Origin of the sequence: Vibrio sp. S/42/10, assembly GCF_029890535.1 — a bacterium.
GTDB lineage: Bacteria > Pseudomonadota > Gammaproteobacteria > Enterobacterales > Vibrionaceae > Vibrio > Vibrio cyclitrophicus.
Window position 1 is genome coordinate 213,805 of record NZ_JAKMZC010000005.1, and the last position, 21,174, is coordinate 234,978.

Below are 21,174 nucleotides of genomic sequence, written 5' to 3' on the forward strand. Positions count from 1 at the left end.
TTATCAGCAGAACAAGATAGAGAGTTGAAGTACTCTAAGTAGAACCTTAACTCTTGCCACTTTCTTTGACGCTAGCCTTCAAATCACACAAGCTATAAACGGCTATAAATTCACACCACCTATCTGGTAACACCAACGCATAGCTCACGCGTTATAACCCATGCATGTTCATGTTTTCAATGAAAAAGCAGTACATTTAATGAGATGCAAAATAGCTAAATATTTGTAGATCTTTTTGTGACAGGAGTATACGAAATTGCATTTTATTTATTGGTAAACGAGAAACTGTTATCTACACTCTAATAAAATCGAGCGTTAATCACTCAGTAGCATAATAATAAAATAAAACGTTCAGTCGGCTAAATAAGGACAAGGAAATGAACAAAGACAGTTTTGCTGCGTTCCAGGAGCTCACGGATCACCCTCCTACTAAAGGCTCATTGACTACCACGACTGAACCCTATGCGTATTATCTAAAGGATCTTGTGGGCATTGACCTTCTATCTCGTGAAGATGAAGTGTATTACGCTAAATTGAATTGCGCTGGTGATAAAAAAGCGCGCGATGTAATGATCGAATCAAACTTGCGCCTAGTTGTAAAAATCGCAAAAAGTTACCTAAAGCGTAAAGGTAATAACTTCACTCTGCTCGACTTGATCGAGGAAGGTAATATTGGCTTGATCAAGGCCATCGACAAATACGACCCAGAACCCGGCTATCGTTTTTCAACCTATGCCGTATGGTGGATTCGCGAAAACATCGAAGCCGCATTAATGAATAAGGGTCGGACTGTCCGCTTACCGGCTCATGTGTGCAAAGAAATTAATAGCCTCGCATCAAAGAAGTTAGATATAAGCAAAAAAATGAGTAAAGAAGTTTCTATCTCAGAGCTATCATCAAGTTCTGGCGTTAAGGTTGAGCGTGTCGATAAATTGGTGGCGTTAAGCGGATTTATTGACGTAACAACAACAGTAGGCATTAGCCATGCTCCACTTGTGTTGGAACAATGCGAAAGCGAATGCATCCCCGACCCTCAACAAGACTGTGAAGATCAATCATTCACACACGCGCTTGAGCAAATCATCAACACACTGCCACCGAAATTGCAGAAAGTGCTCATTCACCGCTTTGGTTTCTTTGATAACAAGGTGAAAACACTTTCGGAGGTGGGAGAAATGTTGGATGTAAATGTGTCGAATGAACGTGTTAGACAAATGCAGAAAGAAGCGATCGAAAGAATTCAAAAACGACTGAAATTTGATGGCTGGGTCTAAGCAATTAAGAACACAAAACTTAGCAACTAGAGCGCTGAATAGCTAGATTAGACATTTAAAGAACAATCATAAGGGTGAGCTTCAAAGCTTGCCCTTTTTGTTTGCCTACTTCGTTAAAACGTTTGAACGATCAGAAGTATATAAAGCAAAGTGCCATTTTGTTGGCTAAACAGTCTTACAGAGAAACATAGGAGTATTGATTACTTCAAGAAGTAACACGTTCACTGCGTAAAATAAGGTAATTCACATAGGTAGTTTCAAGGCAGTTTTGTTCCCACAAAGACAAGATGCGCTTAGTTGCAAAGTAATAGTCTTTATTCCTCAATAACATGCCAACCGTACGACTTAGTTTCTCAAACCGTACTTGGTCGCTTGCCGAAATATAATCGTCTTCACTTTGAATAATCGGAGCCAAACCATCGGCAAACCAATTGTTCAGAATTTCTCGCATCTCTAACTCAGATTCAGGCACATCGATACTCGACAACTCTCGATGTTGAGGTGGTGGCACTATGTATCTAGATGCTTGTGGTGAACTGACATATCGATACATGTCGTCCCTCCTTTTAACTGACTCTTCTAATAATTAAGGACACTTTTATTCGTTCACAAGTTTTAATGTCCAGTTTTTTATAGCAGTTTTTAAATGAGAATAATGAACAATAAATGACAAATAAAAAGCCATGCAAACCCTCTCTGCATGGCTTTAATAAACGCAACGTTATGCGCCTATTTGCTTCTTAGTTCAAAAGACGACTGAACTCATTGGGTTAAATTTGGCTTTGGTCTAAGTCGTTGCCTTGATCAGTTCCAGTTTGAGAATCTGAATCGAAGCTGCCAGAATCGTCGGTGAAGTCAACACCTTGCTCTTGACCACCTGAACTTGTCCAGTCGCTGCCGCCAGACTCCATACCTGCCATGTCCGGTTGCTGTTCTTGCGTCGAACCTTGCATGGTGTATTGATCGTCGATCTCAACTTCAACAGAACCGCTTGCACCGTCTATTGAGCTACCCAAATCATCGTAACCTTGGAATTGCACCTCGCTAGTACCTTCGTACCCTTCTGGAAGTTCTACGGATACAGGCTGATCTAGGTTGCCACTGATTGTGAAGCTACCATCACCGTTATCCAGTGCGTTGCTCACAGTAGCGCCTTCAGGTAAGCCAGACATATCAGCGTAATCAACCGATTCGTTACCACTCACCTCATCTGGAACCGAGATAGAAATAGTATCGCCCGGTGCCGCTGTAACATCAGCCACGCTGTTCTCGACTTCAGTTTCAACATCTTGAACTTGGTCAACAGTTTGCTGAACCACATCTAGTTGTTGCTCTTCTGTTACTTGAGCAGCTTGAACTGGTGGTTCATCACTTTGTGCTGAGTTATCGGCTACTTGGATGCTTAAGCTGTGGCTTGATACTTCGCTGCCATCGTTGACTTCAACATTCATCGCTAAATTGCCATCGAAGTCTTCGTTTGGCCAGTATGTCCACTGACCTTCGCCTGATTCAGCGAAGAAGCCTGCATCATTCGCGTCGGCAACATCAGCAACTTGTGCAGAATCACTCACACCTAACTCATCCACCAGCTGTGACTCTGTGATGATTAATGAACCATCACCCGCTAAGACATAGCCTTCGCTTAGGGCTAATTCTTCGGCGTCTTGTATATCAACATTGAAGAAGCTTTCGATACGGTTTTCGCCATCGGTCGCTATAAATCCAACTTGAACATCGCCGGTGTAGTCTTCAGCCGGTGTGAATTGATAGTTACCTTGGTTATCGCTCTCAATTACGCCCTGACCTTCCATCAAGCTTACTGACTCAATGCTCAAGCTATCGCCTTCTGCATCGCTCAGGTTCGCTAACATGTCTTCATCAGTGAACGACAAGGTTGTATCCGCTGCTATTTCAGTGGTTGTGATGCTGTTAATTTCTGGTGTTGCATTCTCTCGCGAGTCACCTTCTTTCACGACTACGCCAGTTTGCTCATCATGAAGCACGCCGTCTTTATCAATCACGTAAGCAATGTCTGCTTCGCCAGTAAAACCTGATGCTGGCGTGAACGTCCAGGTGCCATCGCCATTATCGACAATCTCACCTTGGCTTCGGTCTGCTAGATGAACCAGTTTCACTTCATCATCGCTATCAGCATCCACATTTTTAGCTAAACCGATTAGGTCGTCCGCGGTTAGGATGATGGAATCACCCGCTAGGGTTTCGAAATCACCTGAATCGATGCCATCTTCGAACGCTTCTGGTTCATCTCCGTAATCAACCGTTGTTGCGCTAACAGTTACGAATAACTCACCATGGAAGTCTTCAGGAGGCGTCATTTGAATGTTTGAGATATCCCAATCGAACAGGTCGATGTATTGACCCGGCTCGGTGATCATCACGGTATTTACACCATCCGTCACCTCAAATCCAACCGGAAAACCTGTCATCACCAAGTTACTGAGTGTTTCTGAATCATCGACTAAGCCAACGTTCAATCCTAAGTGACCCGTTTCATCTTCACCGAAGACTAATGGACCGTCATGGTCAGTTGAAATAACCGCACCATCTGCGGCAGGACGTACGTACACAGGAACATCGAGAACCGTTTCGAACTCACCGTCACTTACGACAACTTGTAGGTCTGAAACGCCTGCAAAGTCACCCGTTGGTGTGAATGTCCAAGTACCATCGCCGTTGTCTGTTACTTCTCCGCCATCTTCACCGTCTGCGGTGATGATGCGTGAAACCACAAGGTCAGCGGTATCAATGTCACCGAACAAGTTCATCAAGTCGCCAGCATCAAAGGTGAACGCGCCATCTTCGTTTGTGGTCATCATTGCGTTGCCGACGTTAAATGGTGCGTCGTTAACCGGAATGACATCCACATTAAGCGAGCCATCAACCACTTCTTCACCATCAGTTGCTTGATAACCCAGTTCTACCAAGCCATTGAAGTCTTGAGTAGTCACTAAGTGATACATGCCATCTGGCTGCTGAGTTAAGGTCGCATTGGCTGGAGCACGAACCGTGATGCTTTCGATGCTGATCTCGTCACCATCAAGGTCTGTGACTTGATCCGCGATGTAAGCAGGGTCAATCACCATGACCACATCTTCTTCGCCTTGCATCTCAATCATTGGCGCTTCAGGTGCATCATTCACTGGCGTGACATCGATGTTACCGTCGACTGAAATTGTCTCTTGGCCATCACTAACGTTAAACGTCATTGGCACATCGCCATTGAAATTTTCGTTTGGCGTAAATGACCAAGTACCATCTTCGTTGTCTAACAACTCACCCAAGCTAGGATCGATTTGTAGACCAGAAGCTGACAGCTCGTCTGCGGTGTTATCGATGTCGGTAGCTTGAGCTAACAACATATCTTGTGTGATAAGAATGGTGCTGTCTTCGGCTGTGGTTAGTTCCACTTCCTCAGATTCTGGTCCATCGTTCACAGCCAGAACTTCGATACCTGCCGTTGTTGTTGCAGTCGCACCGTCGTCATCGGTCACGACCACATCTAAGCTGATATCACCGTTAAAGTTCTCACTCGGCGTGAAGGTCACAGACCCGTTATCGTTTTGAACCAAGGAGCCGTCAGAGCCTGAATAAGTCACGCTTTCAAGCGACACTTCACCATCAACGTCTGAGCTATTAGCAATCAACTGCTCAGGGCTCAATGTGATGGTGCCATCTTCGTTCATTTGGTAAGACGTTGCGCCTGCCACTGGTGCATCGTTAACGTCTGTTACCGTTACGTCGATGTTTGCATCAACCGTCTCTGTACCGTCAGATACTGAGAAGTCCAGACTTACTTCACCGTTGAAGTTTTCGTTTGGAGCAAAGGTGTAAGTGCCATCGCCATTGTCGGTAAACACACCCTCTGCGCCAGTGTAAGACACATCAGCAACTGAAAGCTCATCACCATCAATATCAGAAGCACCCGCTAGCAGTTGCTCGTCTGTAAAGGTAAGTGAACCATCTTCTTCAATGGTGTAAGCGACATCTTCTACAACCGCGATGTCATTCACTGGATTCACAGTAAGGTCGGCCGTTGCAACAACCGTTTCAGTACCATCAGAAAGGTCGAAGCTAAGGTCAATATCACCATTAAAGTCGGCATCCGGTGTAATAGTAAATGAACCATCATCGTTTGCCGTAACGGTAGCGTTATCACCCGCGGTTAGATTAGCCGCGGTAAGATCATCGCCGTCCAAATCCGATGCTTGAGCAAGCAGTTGTTCTTGGCTTAGCGTGATTGAACCATCTTCATCGACTGAGTAAGCCAAGTCACCTGATACTGGTGCGTCGTTGACTGCGATTACATCAATACCCGCAGTAGTTTGAGCCGTTGCACCGTCGTCATCAATAACCGTCACATCAAGGTTGATGTTGCCGTTAAAGTTTTCATTTGCTGCGAAGCTGTAAGTGCCATCACCATTGTCAGTGAAGATACCGTCCGCGCCAGAGTAGGAAACGTCGCTAACGGATACATCACCTTCAATGTCTGAGCTGTTCGCAATAAGCTGCGCTTCAGAGATGGTAATCACGTTATCTTCGTCAACGCTGTAGGTCGTTGAACCTGCAACTGGCAAGTCATTAACAGCAATGACGTCGATACCTGCAGTTGTTTCAGCAGTTGCGCCATCTTCATCCATTACAGAGACATCAAGACTGATATCACCGTTAAAGTTTTCGTTTGGAGCAAAGGTGTAAGTACCATCACCATTATCAGTGAACACACCATCGGTGCCGCTGTAGCTGACATCGCTGACAAACACTTCCCCTTCAACATCTGAACTGTTCGCCAGTAGTTGCGTATCGCTTAGGGTAATGCTGCCATCTTCTTCAACACTGTAAGCAGTGGTTCCAGCAACCGGTACGTCATTAATTGGGACAACTTGCACATCAATGTTTGCCGATACAACATCGGTACCGTCACTGACATCGTAAGTTAGGTCAACGTTACCATTGAAGTTCTCGTTTGGAGCAAAGGTATAAGTACCATCGCCATTATCCGTGAACACACCGTCGGTACCTTCGTAATTAACCGATTCGACAGAAAGGTTCTCGCCATCAATATCCGTTGCACCAGCCAATAGCTGTTCATCAGTAAAGATCAACGACCCATCTTCATTAATGGTGTAGTCGTGGTCGTAAATAACAGAAAGGTCGTTAACGGCTGTAACGGTGACGTCTAGTTCTGCTGGAGTAACACCACCGTTGCCATCGTCCACGTTATAGCTAATCGAGAATTCACCGTTGAAGTTCTCTTCAGGAGTGATGGTGTAAGTGCCGTCACCATTGTCAGTGATAAGCGCGTTCTCAATTGAGACGTCTCCAACACTTGGTTCGTTACCACCCGTTTCACCAGAGTCTCCATCTTCATCACCCGTTAGCAACTCAGAGATATTAATGCCGTTTTCATTCGCGAGCGCTTCTTCAGCCGTTGGCAAATCAAACGCATTCTCGCTGCCTACATCTTGGCTTGGAACTACAACACCATTAACGATATCAAACACATGCCAATGCTCACCCGTTGGATTGTCAGGCAAGTCTGGAGTAAAGGTCTCAACCAAAGTATCGCCAACAAACACCTGAACCTGCACATCTTCAACACCATCTACATCCCAACTTCTGTTGGTGTAGTTGTGTACTGAATAGTGCATGTCAGCATCTTGATAATTTGGAATAGTGATGGTTTCAGGGCCACCGCCATTTGTGTCATCAACATCTTGTTGGACGACATTGCCTTCACCAAGGTCGTGGCTCATATCGCGGTAATAGATATGGTCTAACTCATTGCCATTCTCTGTATCGTAAAGCCATAGGTGATTATCCATATCACGAGGGCTCTCACCCCAGGTCACGACGATACGCATATCTGTTTCTTCAAGGACTTCAGATATTGCGGTTACGCCACCATTGGTATCTTCACCTGCTGGTATAAGGAAGCTGCTGGTAATAGAGCCTTCTTGTTCAATAGTTACGGTACCTTGGTCAACAACTGGACCACTCACAGAGTAGTGACCAAATTGGTCTGTCACCGTAGTGTATGAGTGACCGGCGTTATCGGTCATTGTGACGTCTGCACCAACGACTGGGCTACCCGTTTCAGCATCCAGCACCGTACCGGTTACGGTCGTTTCATCGCCCTGCTCTCCGATAATTGCGGTCATGTCATCGTCTTCGATGTCAGTCGCGAATTGTAGGAGTTCTTCTTGAGTAATGGTGTACGAACCATCTTCTTCAATGGTTATCGCAACATCAGCAGAAACAATTGGCGCATCATTAACTGGATCAACCGTCAAACCTAAGTTAGCCGCAATCGGTGTGTCACCATCGCTGATACTGTAAGCCACATCGATGTAGCCATTGAAGTTTTCGCTTGGAGTGATCGAGAATGTGCCATCGCCATTATTGACAATCGTTGCATCATCTCCCACCAAGGTTAAGTCGGAAGCGACAAGATCACCACCTTCAATATCAGCGGCATTCGCAAGTAGTTGCTCCTGCGTGATCGTGATGACATTATCTTCATCAACGTTCGCGTAAACATCAGATGTCGTTGGCAAGTCATTAACTGGGTTTACCGTCAGATCGGCGTTTGCCACAATTGACTCTGTACCATCCGAAATATCAAAGCTTAGGTCGATATCGCCATTGAAGTTCGCATCTGGCGTTACCGTAAAGGTGCCATCACCATTATCAACAACGGTTGCATTATCGCCCGCACTTAGGTTGCTTGCCGTAAGCTCATCACCATCCACATCAGAAGCTTGAGACAGCAATTGCTCTTGATTCAGAATAATCGAGCCATCTTCATCAATGCTGTACGCCAAGTCGCCCGATACTGGTGGATCGTTAATTGGCAAAACATCAATACTTGCGCTGGTGGCAACTGTCGCACCGTCTTCATCTGTCACCACTACATCGAGGCTCACATCACCGTCGAAGTTTGCATTCGGTGCAAAGCTGAATGTGCCGTTACCGTTGTCAGTAAAGATACCGTCAGCGCCTGTATAGTTAACGCTATCAATCGCCACTTCACCTTCGATATCAGAAGCGTTCGCCAACAGTTGCTCGGCACTGATGGTGATAACTTCGTCTTCGTTGACAGAGTAGCTGGTTGAACCCGCGACTGGTGGATCATTCACCTCAAGAACAGTAACTCCAGCTGTCGTTGCTTCCGTTGCCCCTTCTTCATCGGTAACAACAACATCTAGACTCACTTCGCCATTGAAATTTTCGTTTGGCGAGAAGGTATATGTACCGTTACCGTTGTCTTCGAATACACCATCGGCACCGCTGTAAGCCACACTATCAATCGCAAACTCACCTTCAATATCTGAAGAGTTCGCTAGCAATTGTTCGTTACTGATCGTGATGGAGTTATCTTCATGAACCGTGTAAGACGTGCTGCCCGCCACTGGTGGATCGTTCACCTCAAGTACACTAATACCCGCGGTGGTTGCTTCAGTTGCGCCCTCTTCATCGGTAACGACAACATCAAGGCTAACTTCGCCGTTGAAGTTTTCATTTGGCGAGAAAGTATACGTACCGTTACCGTTGTCTTCCAAGACACCATCGGCACCTGTGTAAGCCACACTGTCAATCGCGACCTCACCTTCAATATCTGAAGAGTTGGCAAGTAACTGTTCGTCACTGATAGTAATTGAGTTGTCTTCATGAACCGTGTAAGACGTGCTACCCGCAACAGGTGGATCGTTCTCTGGTGTCACGCTCACATCAATATTGGCTTGAACCGTATCGGTACCATCTGATACATCAAAACTGAAGTTCACATCACCATTGAAGTTTTCGTTTGGCGCAAAGCTGTAGCTTCCGTCGCCATTGTCAGTAAGAACACCGTCGGCGCCAGTGTAAGTCACACCTTCAACCGATAGGTCATCCCCATCGATGTCTGTCGCACCTGTTAGCAAGTCTTCGTCAGTGAAGTTCAAGACGCCATCTTCACCAATACTGAAGGCTTGATCTTGTGGTTGTGGTAAGTCATTAACCGGGTTAACAGTTAAGTCAGCGGTAGCAACAAGTGTGTCTACCCCGTCGTTGATGTCGAACGTTAGGTCAATATCACCGTTGAAGTTCGCATCTGGTGTGATGGTAAAGCTACCGTCATCGTTAGCGGTAACCGTCGCATCACCATCAACCATTAGGTTGGAAGCGGTTAAGTCATCACCGTCTACATCATTCGCTTGAGATAGAAGTTGCTCTTGGCTCAAGGTAATCGAACCGTCTTCCTCAACGCTGTATGCCAAGTCTCCTGATACTGGAACATCATTGATTGGTAAGACATCAACCGTAATATGAGTATCAACTTGAGCGCCGTCTTCATCTTGAATGGTCACATCTAACTGTACTTGGCCATTGAAGTTTTCATTCGGTGCAAAGCTACATGTGCCATCACCATTGATGGAGAAGATGCCGTCTGGGCCATCGTAGTTAATCTCGACGAGCTGTACATCACCTTCGATATCAGATGCGTTCAATAGAACTTGAGTCTCATTGAAGGTCAGTACAGAATCTTCATCGACAGTGTATGACGTTGGACCAGCCACAGGAGGGTCGTTTACCTCAAGGACTGTAATACCCGCGGTAGTCGATACGGCTGCATCGTCTTCATCCACAACAACCACATCAAGGCTAACTTCGCCATTGAAGTTCTCGTTTGGAGAGAAGGTATATGTGCCGTCACCGTTGATTTCTAGAACACCGTCACTGCCACTATAGGTAACACTATCAATCGCTACTTCCCCTTCAATATCTGAAGAGTTCGCTAGCAATTGTTCGTTACTGATCGTAATGGAGTTGTCTTCGTGAACGGTGTAAGACGTGCTACCCGCCACTGGAGGATCATTCTCTGGCGTCACGCTGACATCAATGTTAGCAGTTACCGTATCGGTACCATCTGATACATTGAACGAGAAGTTCACATCGCCATTGAAGTTTTCGTTTGGCGCAAAACTATATGTGCCATCGCCGTTATCTGTGAGAACACCGTCTGCGCCAGTGTAAGTCACACCTTCAACACTTAGGTCGTCCCCTTCAATGTCCGTTGCACCCGTTAATAGGTCTTGGTCATTGAACGTTAACACACCGTCTTCACCAACTGTGAACGCTTGGTCTTGCGCTTCTGGACCATCATTCACTGGTGAAACGGTTAACTCAAGATTGGTAGAGACAACATCATCACCATCCGATACATCAAATGTGAAGTTAACATCGCCATTGAAGTCAGCATCTGGCGTTAATGTGTAAGTACCATCACCGTTATCGGTAATCGTAACGCTCTCATCATCAGTTGCTAAATTCAGAGCGGTCAGCTGGTCGCCATCGAGATCACGAGCATTAGCTAACAAGTCTTCTTGCGTAATGATGATAGAACCATCTTCTTCCACAGTTGCAGCAACAGGAAGTGCTTCAGGTGCATGTTCAATGTGGGCGCCTGTCGCGTTAATGTAGATGGTTTGAGAGACCGTTTCAGAATCATCATTCGATAGCTCTGTTGCGGTTGCGGTTACATGAACTTCAAGCTGCTCGTTGAAGTCTTCTGGTAACTGGATTTGTAGCGCATTTTCGATTGCCGTTGTTGGTAAGTTCACCGTACCATCAGGACCAACCGTCACTTCACCGCTGTAGATTTGGCTGTTCACTTCACCCACATCGATTGTGAAGTTGAAGTCCGTGTAGTCAGCGTCACCACCGCCATACAAATCTTCAAAGCCGTAAACCAGCTCGCCGTCTTCATTAACCGTCGTACGAGTATGTTCGATACCATCTTGGTTTAGCTGAGAGCTTGAACCACCATGGAAGATCGCGTCACCGTTCTGCCCTTGCACTACGGTTTCGGTTCCATCTGCAGCAACAAAGACAAGTTGAGGATCAACCGTGTCCATGTTCGCTGGTGAACCATCCGCTGCACGGAACTCGTACTGACCGTCTTGCATCGCGTCAAAGTCATTGTGTTGATGTCCGTTTGGAATCAAGAACAAGTTGAAACTCTCACCTTCCTCGACTTGGAAGCTGAACTGATCTTGCCCAGGAACAAGGTCACCACCGCCATCAACTTGTGATGCGTTTTCATAAACGACTTCAACACCCGTGATGTTACCGTCTTCGTCAACTTTGTAGTAACCCGCGGTGTTTTGGTAACCTGCGGTTTCACCTTCAAACGTTACAGTGATTTCAGTATCGTTGTAACTGGTGATACCGTTATCTTGGTCATTCAGAACGCCTTCGTTATCGTATTGGATGACAGAACCTTCCGGCACACCATCAACCGTTACAGTCAGTGTTTCTGATAGATCTTGGTCGACAAGCGCCGCTGCAATGTTCAGTTCAACAATGCCGCCAGGCTCAACCAAAATAGCTTCATCATCAACGTTAACGCCGTCGCCATCGGTAATCACAAGATCTGGCGCATCCGCGACCGCTTCAATATGAACGTTTAGGTCTTGCTCTACTTCAGTTGTGCCATCGGTAACCGTAAAGCTGAACTGTAGGTCACCACTAAAGTGCTCTTCAGGAACAAAGCTGAACGTGCCATCGCCGTTATCGGTGACTGTGCCTTCATCGCCAGAATAATTGATACTGGTAACGCTTAAGTCATCACCATCAATATCAATCGCACCACTCAACAGATCTTCTTGAGTGAACAGGATGCTGCCATCCTCTTCAATGTGATACATGCCTGGAGCAACAATTGGAATGTCATTCACCGGATTAACGGTCAATGTCATGTCATTAGATGTGCTTAGCTCTCCGTCACTTACCTCATAAGTAAATGCAATATCACCGTTGAAGTTTTCAGAAGGTGTTACTGTGTAAGTACCGTCACCATTGTCTACAATGCTGGCATTTGGATCATTGGTTTCCAGCGCACTCGCAAACAGCTCATCACCATCTTGATCGCTCGCGCTTTCCAACAACATCTCTTGTGTAACGAGAATTGAACCATCTTCGTCGACATCTGCAACCATTGGCGTCGCTTCTGGCGTGTCATTGACGAACTCAACTTTTAGGTCAATGTTTGCAGCCACCACGTCGGTGCCGTCACTCACATCAAACGTTAAGTCAACATTGCCGAAGAAACCCTGCTCTGGCGTTAATGTGTATGTACCGTCACCGTTGTCCGTGACTTCTACCGTGTCGCTCGCGCTAGTCACATTCACAACAGACAGCTCATCGCCTTCAACGTCTGTCGCTTGTGCTAATAGTTCAGCTTCGGTAATGGTGATTGCTTGACCATCTTCCGTTGTGAAAGACATGTCTGGAACGTCTGGCGCATCGTTGATTGGATTTACGATCAGGTTAAGATCGGCTGCCACTGTCTCAATTGCGTCAGTGACATCGTAAGTGAACTCAATCTCACCAAAGAAGTCTGCACTTGGTGTGATTGTGAAGCTACCGTCTGAGTTTTCTACAATAACCGCATTTGGATCGTTGGTCGCAAAGTTAACCGCTTCAAGGTTGTCACCATCGACATCGGTTGCATTCGCCAACAAGTCCTCTTGCGTAATGGTGATTGAACCATCTTCATCAACCGCCGCTTCAATTGGGCCGCTAACTTCAGGGCCTTCGTTGACAATTTCAACGTCGACTGTTGCAATGCTTGGCGCGCTTGCTTGACCATCACTGATATCGAAGGTCAGATTCACTTCACCAGAGAAGTTCTCTGCAGGCTCGAAGGTGAAGGTATTATCACCGTTATCCGTTAAGGTACCTTGCGTTTGGTCTGCAAGTAGTAGGTTTTCAACATGAAGAATGTCACCATCAACATCGGTCGCACCAGACAATAGGTCTTTCGCTTCGATGATCATGGAGCCGTTTTCAAGCATTTGGGTGTGTAGCGGCTCACCTGGAACAGGAATATCGTTGACTGGTATAACTGTTAGATCTAGGTGCGTTGCTACTTCATCGGTGCCATCGAAGACTTTGTAATCGATGTCGATTTCACCATTGAAGTTTTCATTCGGCATGAAGGTAAACGTGCCATCGCCGTTGTCGACCAAGTCACCGTGATCACCACCGTAAGTGATGTCAGAAATAGAGAGCGTATCGCCTTCTATATCTGTGGTGTTCGCTAGCAAGTCATCTGCACTGAACGTGATGCCTTCATCTTCGTCTGTCGATAGAACAATCGGGCCAGAAACGATTGGCGCATCATTCACCGATTCGAAGTTGATATTAATGATGTTACTGTCTGTCAGCTCACCATCGGTAACTTGGTAATCGAGTTCGATTTCACCATGGAAGTTTTCATCCGGAGTTACCGTCCAAGTACCATCACCATTATCGGTGAGTGTTGCATGCTCTGAGTTTTCACCCACCAGCTCGAGATTTTGAATATCAAGATCGTCGCCATCAATATCTGATGCTTGAGCCAATAATTGTTCTTCAGTAATCACAACAGAAGCAAACTGTGCTGAACCTTCTGTATCGATAGTGATATTAGGAAGATCAGCCGTTAGCTCAATTTCGTTGTCACCCGCATGGATATTCAGCTCTATCGTTTCAGTAATTTCAGAACCGTCTACACCAATCGATGTGAACACGGCTTCATCATGAGCAGTTTGAGAAACTGTCATATTTTGAACAACATAGGTACCGTTACCTTGTACGGTACCAAGTTCAAAGTAAGATACAGGTTCAGAAACGGTAAGCGTGTAATCAGTCTCATAACCACCACGATCTTCTTTGTGGTAAGTCATCGAGTCAATTAGGTCGCCGTCCTCATTGAATGCTTTAATTTCTACTTCTGTAAAGTGACGAGACTCTTCCATGAACCAACCACCTAAACCATCTAGGTGGAAACTGATTTCGTTGATGTCTTGGCCTTCAACTGAAACAGTCAGTTTTTCATCACCACTCAGCCCTTGGCGATCGGTATCACCAAGGCCGTGACCAATGTGTGTGTTACCATTCCAAGCGCCAAGTGGATCATCGTTACTTTGAACCGTTACCGTTAAGTCGCCATCCGAGAACTCACGCGTGTATGGGTCTACTTCTGTGCCCCAATCGTCTACGCTCGCATTATCGTCGAAGGTACCAATTTGCGTGGTATGTGTTCCTTCAGCCAGAGCACCCTCACTTGGAACAAAGCGTACTTCTGTATCAGCAGGCACTTCTTGTCCGACTTCCAGTACTACCCACTCATTGTCAAGATTTGCTTCGATGATGCCGTTTTCTGGTGCTTGATCCAGGCGTAGTGCCGGCTCTTCACGAAGCGTCACACCAACCGTTTGGTCTTCTTGTGCTTGAATGAAGATTTCTTCGCCCGCTTCTGGCGCATCATTAACTGGGTTAACCGTTAAGTCGAGTGTGGTTAGAACTTCATTGTCACCATCACTGATGCTGTATGTAAAGTCCAACTCGCCATTGAAGTTCTCTGTGTGCGTGATGGTGAATGAACCATCGTCATTAGTAACAATTGTTGCGTCTGGATCGTTGGTTTGTAAGTTAGATGCCGTTAACTCATCACCTTCAACGTCAGTTGCATTCGCAAGTAACTGCTCTTGAGTAATGGTAATTGAATTATCTTCGTCTACCTCAGCCTGAATGTCCGAAGTTTCAGGTCCATCATTCACAGCAATAACATCGATGCCAGCGGTTGTTGTTGCGGTTGCACCGGCTTCATCAACGACAACTACGTCTAGTGAAATATCACCATCGAAGTTTTCATTTGGCGTAAAGGTGTAAGTACCATTACCGTTATCAACAAACGAACCGTCGTCACCAGCGTAAGTCACGCTCGATAGAGCAACGTCACCTTCAACATCGGAAGAGTTCGCTAATAACTGCTCATCACTGATCGTGATTTGGCCATCTTCTTGAACTGTATAAGACGTTGAACCTGCGACTGGAGGATCGTTCTCTGGCGTTACGCTGACATCAATAACAGCAGCCGTTGAGCCTGTGCCATCAAAAACATCGAATGAGAATTGAACCTCACCATTGAAGTTCTCGTTTGGAGCAAAGCTGTATGTGCCGTCACCATTGTCACTAAGAACGCCGTCTGCGCCAGTGTAGAGCACGTTTTCAATCGACAGTTCATCACCATCAATATCTGATGCTCCTGCGAGTAGGTCTGCGTCTGTAAAGAGTATTGTGCCGTCTTCTTCAATTGAGAACTGTTGATCTTGCGCTTGTGGCAAGTCATTCAGCGGATTCACGGTAATGTCTAGGCCAACTTGAACTGAACCACCGTCGTTATCGATGATATCGAAGTTCAGGTCTAGGTCACCGTTGTAGTCTGCGTCTGGTGTAATGGTGTAGCTGCCATCGTCGTTTTGTTGGATGGTCGCGTTTTCGTCGTTCGACAGGTTAATAGCTTCTAGGTTTTCGCTATCAATATCTCCGGCACGTGCTAGCAATTGCTCTTGGCTTAGCGTGATGGAGCTGTCTTCATTGATGGTGTAAGCCAAATCGCCCGATACTGGCGCATCATTGATTGGCAATACATCAACGTTAATCTGTGTTTCAACGGTTGCGCCATCTTCATCTTGAATGGTCACACCCAATTGAACCTGACCATTGAAGTTTTCATTGGGTGCAAAGCTGCATGTACCATCACCATTTACAGTGAAGATACCATCTGAACCATCGTAGTTAATGCCGACTAACTCTACATCGCCTTCTACATCCGAAGCATTCACAAGAATCTGAGATTCACTGAATGTCAGTACCGAATCTTCGTCAATGGTGTATGACGTTGGGCCCGCAACCGGTGGATCATTCACCTCTAGAACGGTAATGCCCGCAGTGGTTTCATCAATAGAACCGTCTTCATCGGCAACAATCAAATCAAGGCTGATATCGCCACTGAAGTTTTCATTAGGAAGGAAGGTGTAACTGCCGTCACCATTATCTTGGAACACACCATCGGTGCCACTGTAGGTCACGCTATCAACCGATACCGCACCTTCAACGTCAGAAGAGTTTGCTAACAATTGCTCATCAGAAATGGTAATCGCATTGTCTTCGTTCACCATGTACGAGGTTGAACCCGCAACTGGCGGATCGTTCTCAGGCGTCACAGTCACATCAATGTTAGCGCTGACCGTTTCTGTACCATCAGACACATCGAAACTGAAGTTCACATCACCATTGAAGTTTTCATTTGGCGCAAAGGTATAAGTACCATCACCGTGGTCGGTCAATACGCCATCGCCACCTGTATAGCTAATACCTTCAACGGTTAAGTTATCGCCATCAATATCGGTGGCACCGGTAAGTAGATCGGCATCTGTAAATTGCAGAGTGCCATCTTCTTCAATGCTGAATTGTTGATCTTGAGGAACCGGTAAGTCATTAACTGGATTAACCGTAAGATCGGCGGTTGCTTGAACTGTGTCAGTACCATCAGTAATGTTGAATTGAATATCAATGTCGCCATTGAAGTTCGCTTCTGGAACGATGGTAAAGCTACCATCGTCATTGGCGGTTACTGTTGCGTTGCCATCTACCGTTAAGTCGCTCGCAGTTAGGTCTTGGCCTTCAACATCAGACGCCTGAGACAACAACTGTTCTTGGCTCAATGTGATTGAACCATCTTCGTTAACGTTGTACGCCAAGTCACCCGATACTGGCGCATCATTAATTGGCAGAACATCAACATTGATGACAGTATCAACTTCTGCACCGTCTTCATCACGAATGGTGACACCTAGCTGAACTTGGCCATTAAAGTTCTCATTCGGAGCGTAGCTACAAGTACCATCGCCATTAACCGAGAAGATACCATCTGGGCCATCGTAGCTAATACCAACAAGCTCAACGTCCCCTTCAACATCAGAAGCATTAAGTAGCACTTGCGACTCATTGAATGTCAGTACTGAGTCTTCATCAATGGTGTAAGACGTTGGGCCTGCAACTGGCGGATCGTTCACTTCAAGAACGGTAATTCCAGCGGTTGTGGCATCGGTTGCACCTTCTTCATCAGTGACAACTACATCCAGTGCTATTTCACCGCTGAAATTCTCGTTTGGCGAGAAGGTATAAGTACCGTTACCGTTGATTTCAAGGACACCATCACTACCAGAGTAAGTCACGCTGTCTATGGATACATCACCTTCAATATCTGAAGATGTTGCCAATAGTTGTGCATCAGAAATGGTAATCGAATTATCTTCATTCACCGTGTAAGACGTTGAACCCGCGACTGGCGGATCGTTCTCAGGAGTCACGCTAACATCAATGTTTGCAGATACGGTATCGGTACCATCAGACACATCGAAGCTAAAGTTAACCTCACCATTAAAGTTTTCATTTGGCGCAAAACTGTATGAGCCGTCACCATGGTCTGTCAGTACCCCATCAGTCCCTTCATAACTGATGCCTTCAACCGTTAAATCATCACCCTCAATATCGGTTGCGCCTGTAAGCAGGTCTGAATCGGTAAATTGTAGAGTTCCATCTTCTGCAATACTGAACTGTTGATCTTGAGGAACTGGTAGGTCGTTAACTGGGTTAACCGTAAGGTCTGCTGAAGCTTGAACTGTGTTAGTACCATCTGAGATATCGAAGTTGATATCGATATCGCCATTGAAGTTCTCATCTGGCGTGATGGTGAAGCTGCCGTCGTCGTTTTGAGTAACCGTCGCATCACCGCCAACTGTTAGGCCACTAGCAGTTAGGTCATCGCCTTCCACATCAGACGCTTGCGATAAAAGCTGCTCTTGGCTTAGACGAATCGAACCATCTTCATCGACTGAGTATGCTAGGTCGCCAGATACCGGCGCATCATCAACCGCTGCCACACTTACATCAATGTTCGCAGACACCGTATCGGTACCGTCAGACACATCGAAGCTGAAGTTTACGTCGCCGTTGAAATTTTCATTTGGCGCAAAGGTGTATGTGCCGTTATCGTTATCGGTAAGAATGCCGTCGCCACCATCGTAGGTCACACCTTCAACCGTTAAGTTGTCGCCTTCAATGTCTGTAGCACCTGTTAACAGGTCCGCATCAGTGAAGATGAGTGTGCCGTCTTCTTCTATTTCAAAGGTTTTATCTTCTGGTACAGGCGCGTCATTAATAGGACGAACCGTTAAATCAATTGCGCTGCTTACGGTATCTTGGCCGTCGCTGATATCAAAAGTTAGATCAAGTTCGCCGTTAAAATCTGCAGAAGGAACAACCGTGAAAGTGCCATCACCATTATCTTGAACCGTTGCATCTGCGCCGACTTGAACGTTAGAAGCAACCAGTTCATCTCCATCAACATCACTTGCGTATTCGAGTAATTGTTCTTGAGTGAATGTTATGGAGCCATCTTCATCCATGATGTATGCCAGGTCTTGTTCTACTTCTGGCGCATCATTTTCACTTTCTACTTGGATTTTGAACGTTTCGCTTACTGTTTCAGAATCAAAGTCATCCTCTACTTCACTGATGCTCTCTTCATCAGAAGCTTGAACATCAACTGCAAACGTCTCTTCTATCGTTTGTGAATCTAAATCGTCATTAGCTTGTTGCTCACCAGAATCAGAAGAATCAGCGTTAAGCGAAGCAGATGTTGTTGCTGCTTGACCTTGCCCTTCATTACCTTCCGCATCTGTCCCACCGTCAGAAGACGTGCTTTCTCCACCACCTACAGCTTGAGCCCCTGCTCCTGAGCCGCCACTCCCAGCTGTGGCACCATCTGTGCCTGTCTCTGTTGCTGCACCATCAACCACGTTAGATTGAGCAGCATCTGAATCACTACCGCTTTCTGTTGTTTCTTCTTGAACAGCCGCGCCAGAAGCAGAGGCATCTTCAGCATTGCCTGCACCACTCGGGTTATCTTCTAAAGCCTGGTTTATTTCGTCTGCCGCATCCGTATTTTCAGCACCCGTCGCTACCGTCGACGCAATCGTATTTTGTTGATTTTGTTGATTCTGCTGTTGGGAGGGCGTACCCGCGTCGTTCGTGTCCGTCTGTTCTACCGCGTCATTGAGATCTTCATTTTGGTTGTTTTGGTTATTTTCGCCTGCCATTACAGCCTCCGTTGCTACTAGCTAACTGATCGTATTTAGAGGCATTAAAGGACACCATTTTGGAAAACCAAGTTTTTATACAACTTTTTTCATATTTTTGTTTTTATACATAAAGAATCAAAAAAAATTTGAAAACTGCTTTTAAAGATCCTTAGTTATTGTGATTAAAGCAATTAAGGCAGTGGAATGATGATAGACATGACGAATTTGTTGCGTTCAATCGACAACAACCACAAAGGGCTGCAATTGCTGTTAGGCGACTTTTATAAGAACTTCTCGGACGCACCAATGAACATAGAGACACTTCATAAAGGGAATCGTTTTGACGAACTCAACAACTACTCTAAAAAATTGAAGACCATCTTAACGTTGTTATGTGACCAAGACCTGCCGCCAAAAATGGCTAAGCTAGAACATTTGAGCAAACACGAGTTCCCTGCACCGGAAGCGCTTTTAGAGGATGTAAAAACTGAACTACAAAACGTCAATCGACAAATCAATCACTTGCTGGATATTAAGGAAGTGGTCGATGACAAGTCATCGAGGTAGGTCATGAGTAATAACCAAATAGAGCACCACCTTAGAAAAGCACTCGTTTCTAATAACGAGGCTTCGAAGGTGACGGCAGATGACACCATCGTACTTGCGAGTGCCATGACCAGCGTTCATAAAACCTTGCTCATCATCTTCCTGCTCGCTTTGGTCGCTATCGCCGTGGCGTCACAGGCGCGCATTGACATTGTCGTTTCTGTGCGTGGTGAGCTGCTGTTGGAATCTGACGTTGAGAAGGTTCAACACTTAGAAGGCGGCATTTTAGAAGAGCTGTTAGTCAGAAAAGGTGAAGTTGTATATGAAGGTCAACCTATTGCCCGAATCCGCTCACTCGACCGCAACACCCAACTCGATACCGTGAACACCGAAATCATTCAGTTGGAACTCGACAAGATTCGTTATGAAAGCTTGCGCGACATGATCGAACCAAACTTTGCATCTTATATCGAAAAGTTCCCAGAACAAGTTCAGGTCAACATGAATACGTGGCAACAAGAGTTCTCGAAAAACCGCTCCAACGAAGAGCTCATCACCCACGATATCAAACACAAAAATTCGCTTATTAGCTCAATGCTTAAACGTCGTAAAAGTTCAGAGAACCAACTCTCGCTCATTCGCAAACAACTCAACATCAAAAACACGCTGTATAAAGAAGAGATGGCCTCCTATGTGGACGTTCTCAATATGAAAGTACAAGAGTCCAATATGGTGCGTGAGATTGAGAACCTTGATGAGTCGGTCATGAACGAACGTTTCCAGCTCGACAAACTCGAGAAACAACATCGAGATTTGGTTGAGAACCGTAACTCCGAGTACCAAGCGCAAATCATTCAGGCCAATAAAGATCTCAAACTGAAACGGATCCTACAACCGCAGCATTCCGACAAGGTTGACCGCTTAATCGTCTACTCGCCAGTGGATGGTGTGGTCGACAAATTACACTTCAACTTCCGCTCTGCGGTAATACCACCCGGCGAGAGTATCGCTGATATTGCACCAATCAATAACTCCCTACACGGTGAAGCGAAAATCCCGCGTAAAGACATGGGGTTTGTTGAAATTGGCCAAGCGGTGAAAGTAAAAATGGATACTTATAACTTCGCAAAATACGGGTTTGTTGAGGGAACCATCGCCTCAATCAGCCGTTCATCCTATGAAGAAGAAGATGCTGAATTCTATTTGGCAGAGATTGAGATTGACCGAAACTTTCTTGAACGAGGAGGCACTCAATACAAGTTATCGCCTTATATGGAATTTACCGCCGATGTAAAAACAGGTTCGCGTCGCGTGATCGAATACGCAGCGAAACCCGTGATGTCTGCCATCGAAGATGCATTCGATGAGAGGTAATC

At 45.8% G+C, this 21,174-nt stretch carries 5 protein-coding genes; 3 read left to right on the forward strand and 2 right to left on the reverse strand.

Translation table 11 applies throughout. The annotated features are described in order from the left end of the window. Positions 1-377: 377 nt before the first annotated feature. Positions 378-1,274, forward strand: coding sequence for a sigma-70 family RNA polymerase sigma factor (locus tag L8S15_RS08270; RefSeq protein ID WP_016788220.1), 897 nt, complete (start codon positions 378-380; stop codon positions 1,272-1,274). 205 nt (positions 1,275-1,479) lie between these two features. Here L8S15_RS08270 and L8S15_RS08275 read toward each other — a convergent pair whose 3' ends face one another. Beyond that, positions 1,480-1,827 (reverse strand): hypothetical protein, encoded by a 348-nt coding sequence (locus L8S15_RS08275; RefSeq protein ID WP_010429354.1) that lies wholly within the window; start codon positions 1,825-1,827, stop codon positions 1,480-1,482. A gap of 217 nt (positions 1,828-2,044) precedes the next feature. Next, positions 2,045-19,270, reverse strand: coding sequence for a tandem-95 repeat protein (locus L8S15_RS08280; protein ID WP_280572549.1), 17,226 nt, complete (start codon positions 19,268-19,270; stop codon positions 2,045-2,047). Between the two features lie 186 nt (positions 19,271-19,456). Between L8S15_RS08280 and L8S15_RS08285 the strand changes: the two genes are divergently transcribed. Then, complete coding sequence (locus tag L8S15_RS08285; RefSeq protein ID WP_016768822.1) at positions 19,457-19,819, forward strand: hypothetical protein; 363 nt, start codon at positions 19,457-19,459, stop codon at positions 19,817-19,819. Between the two features lie 3 nt (positions 19,820-19,822). Continuing rightward, the gene (locus L8S15_RS08290) at positions 19,823-21,172 is read left to right on the forward strand and encodes an HlyD family type I secretion periplasmic adaptor subunit (protein WP_280572551.1); all 1,350 of its coding nucleotides are present in this window, start codon (positions 19,823-19,825) and stop codon (positions 21,170-21,172) included. Positions 21,173-21,174 lie beyond the last annotated feature (2 nt).

Coding starts and splice junctions, on each gene's coding strand:
- L8S15_RS08290 (WP_280572551.1), top strand. CDS start 19,823: ATGAGTAATAACCAAATAGAGCACCACCTTAGAAAAGCACTCGTTTCT.
- L8S15_RS08285 (WP_016768822.1), top strand. CDS start 19,457: ATGATGATAGACATGACGAATTTGTTGCGTTCAATCGACAACAACCAC.
- L8S15_RS08280 (WP_280572549.1), bottom strand. CDS start 19,270: ATGGCAGGCGAAAATAACCAAAACAACCAAAATGAAGATCTCAATGAC.
- L8S15_RS08270 (WP_016788220.1), top strand. CDS start 378: ATGAACAAAGACAGTTTTGCTGCGTTCCAGGAGCTCACGGATCACCCT.
- L8S15_RS08275 (WP_010429354.1), bottom strand. CDS start 1,827: ATGTATCGATATGTCAGTTCACCACAAGCATCTAGATACATAGTGCCA.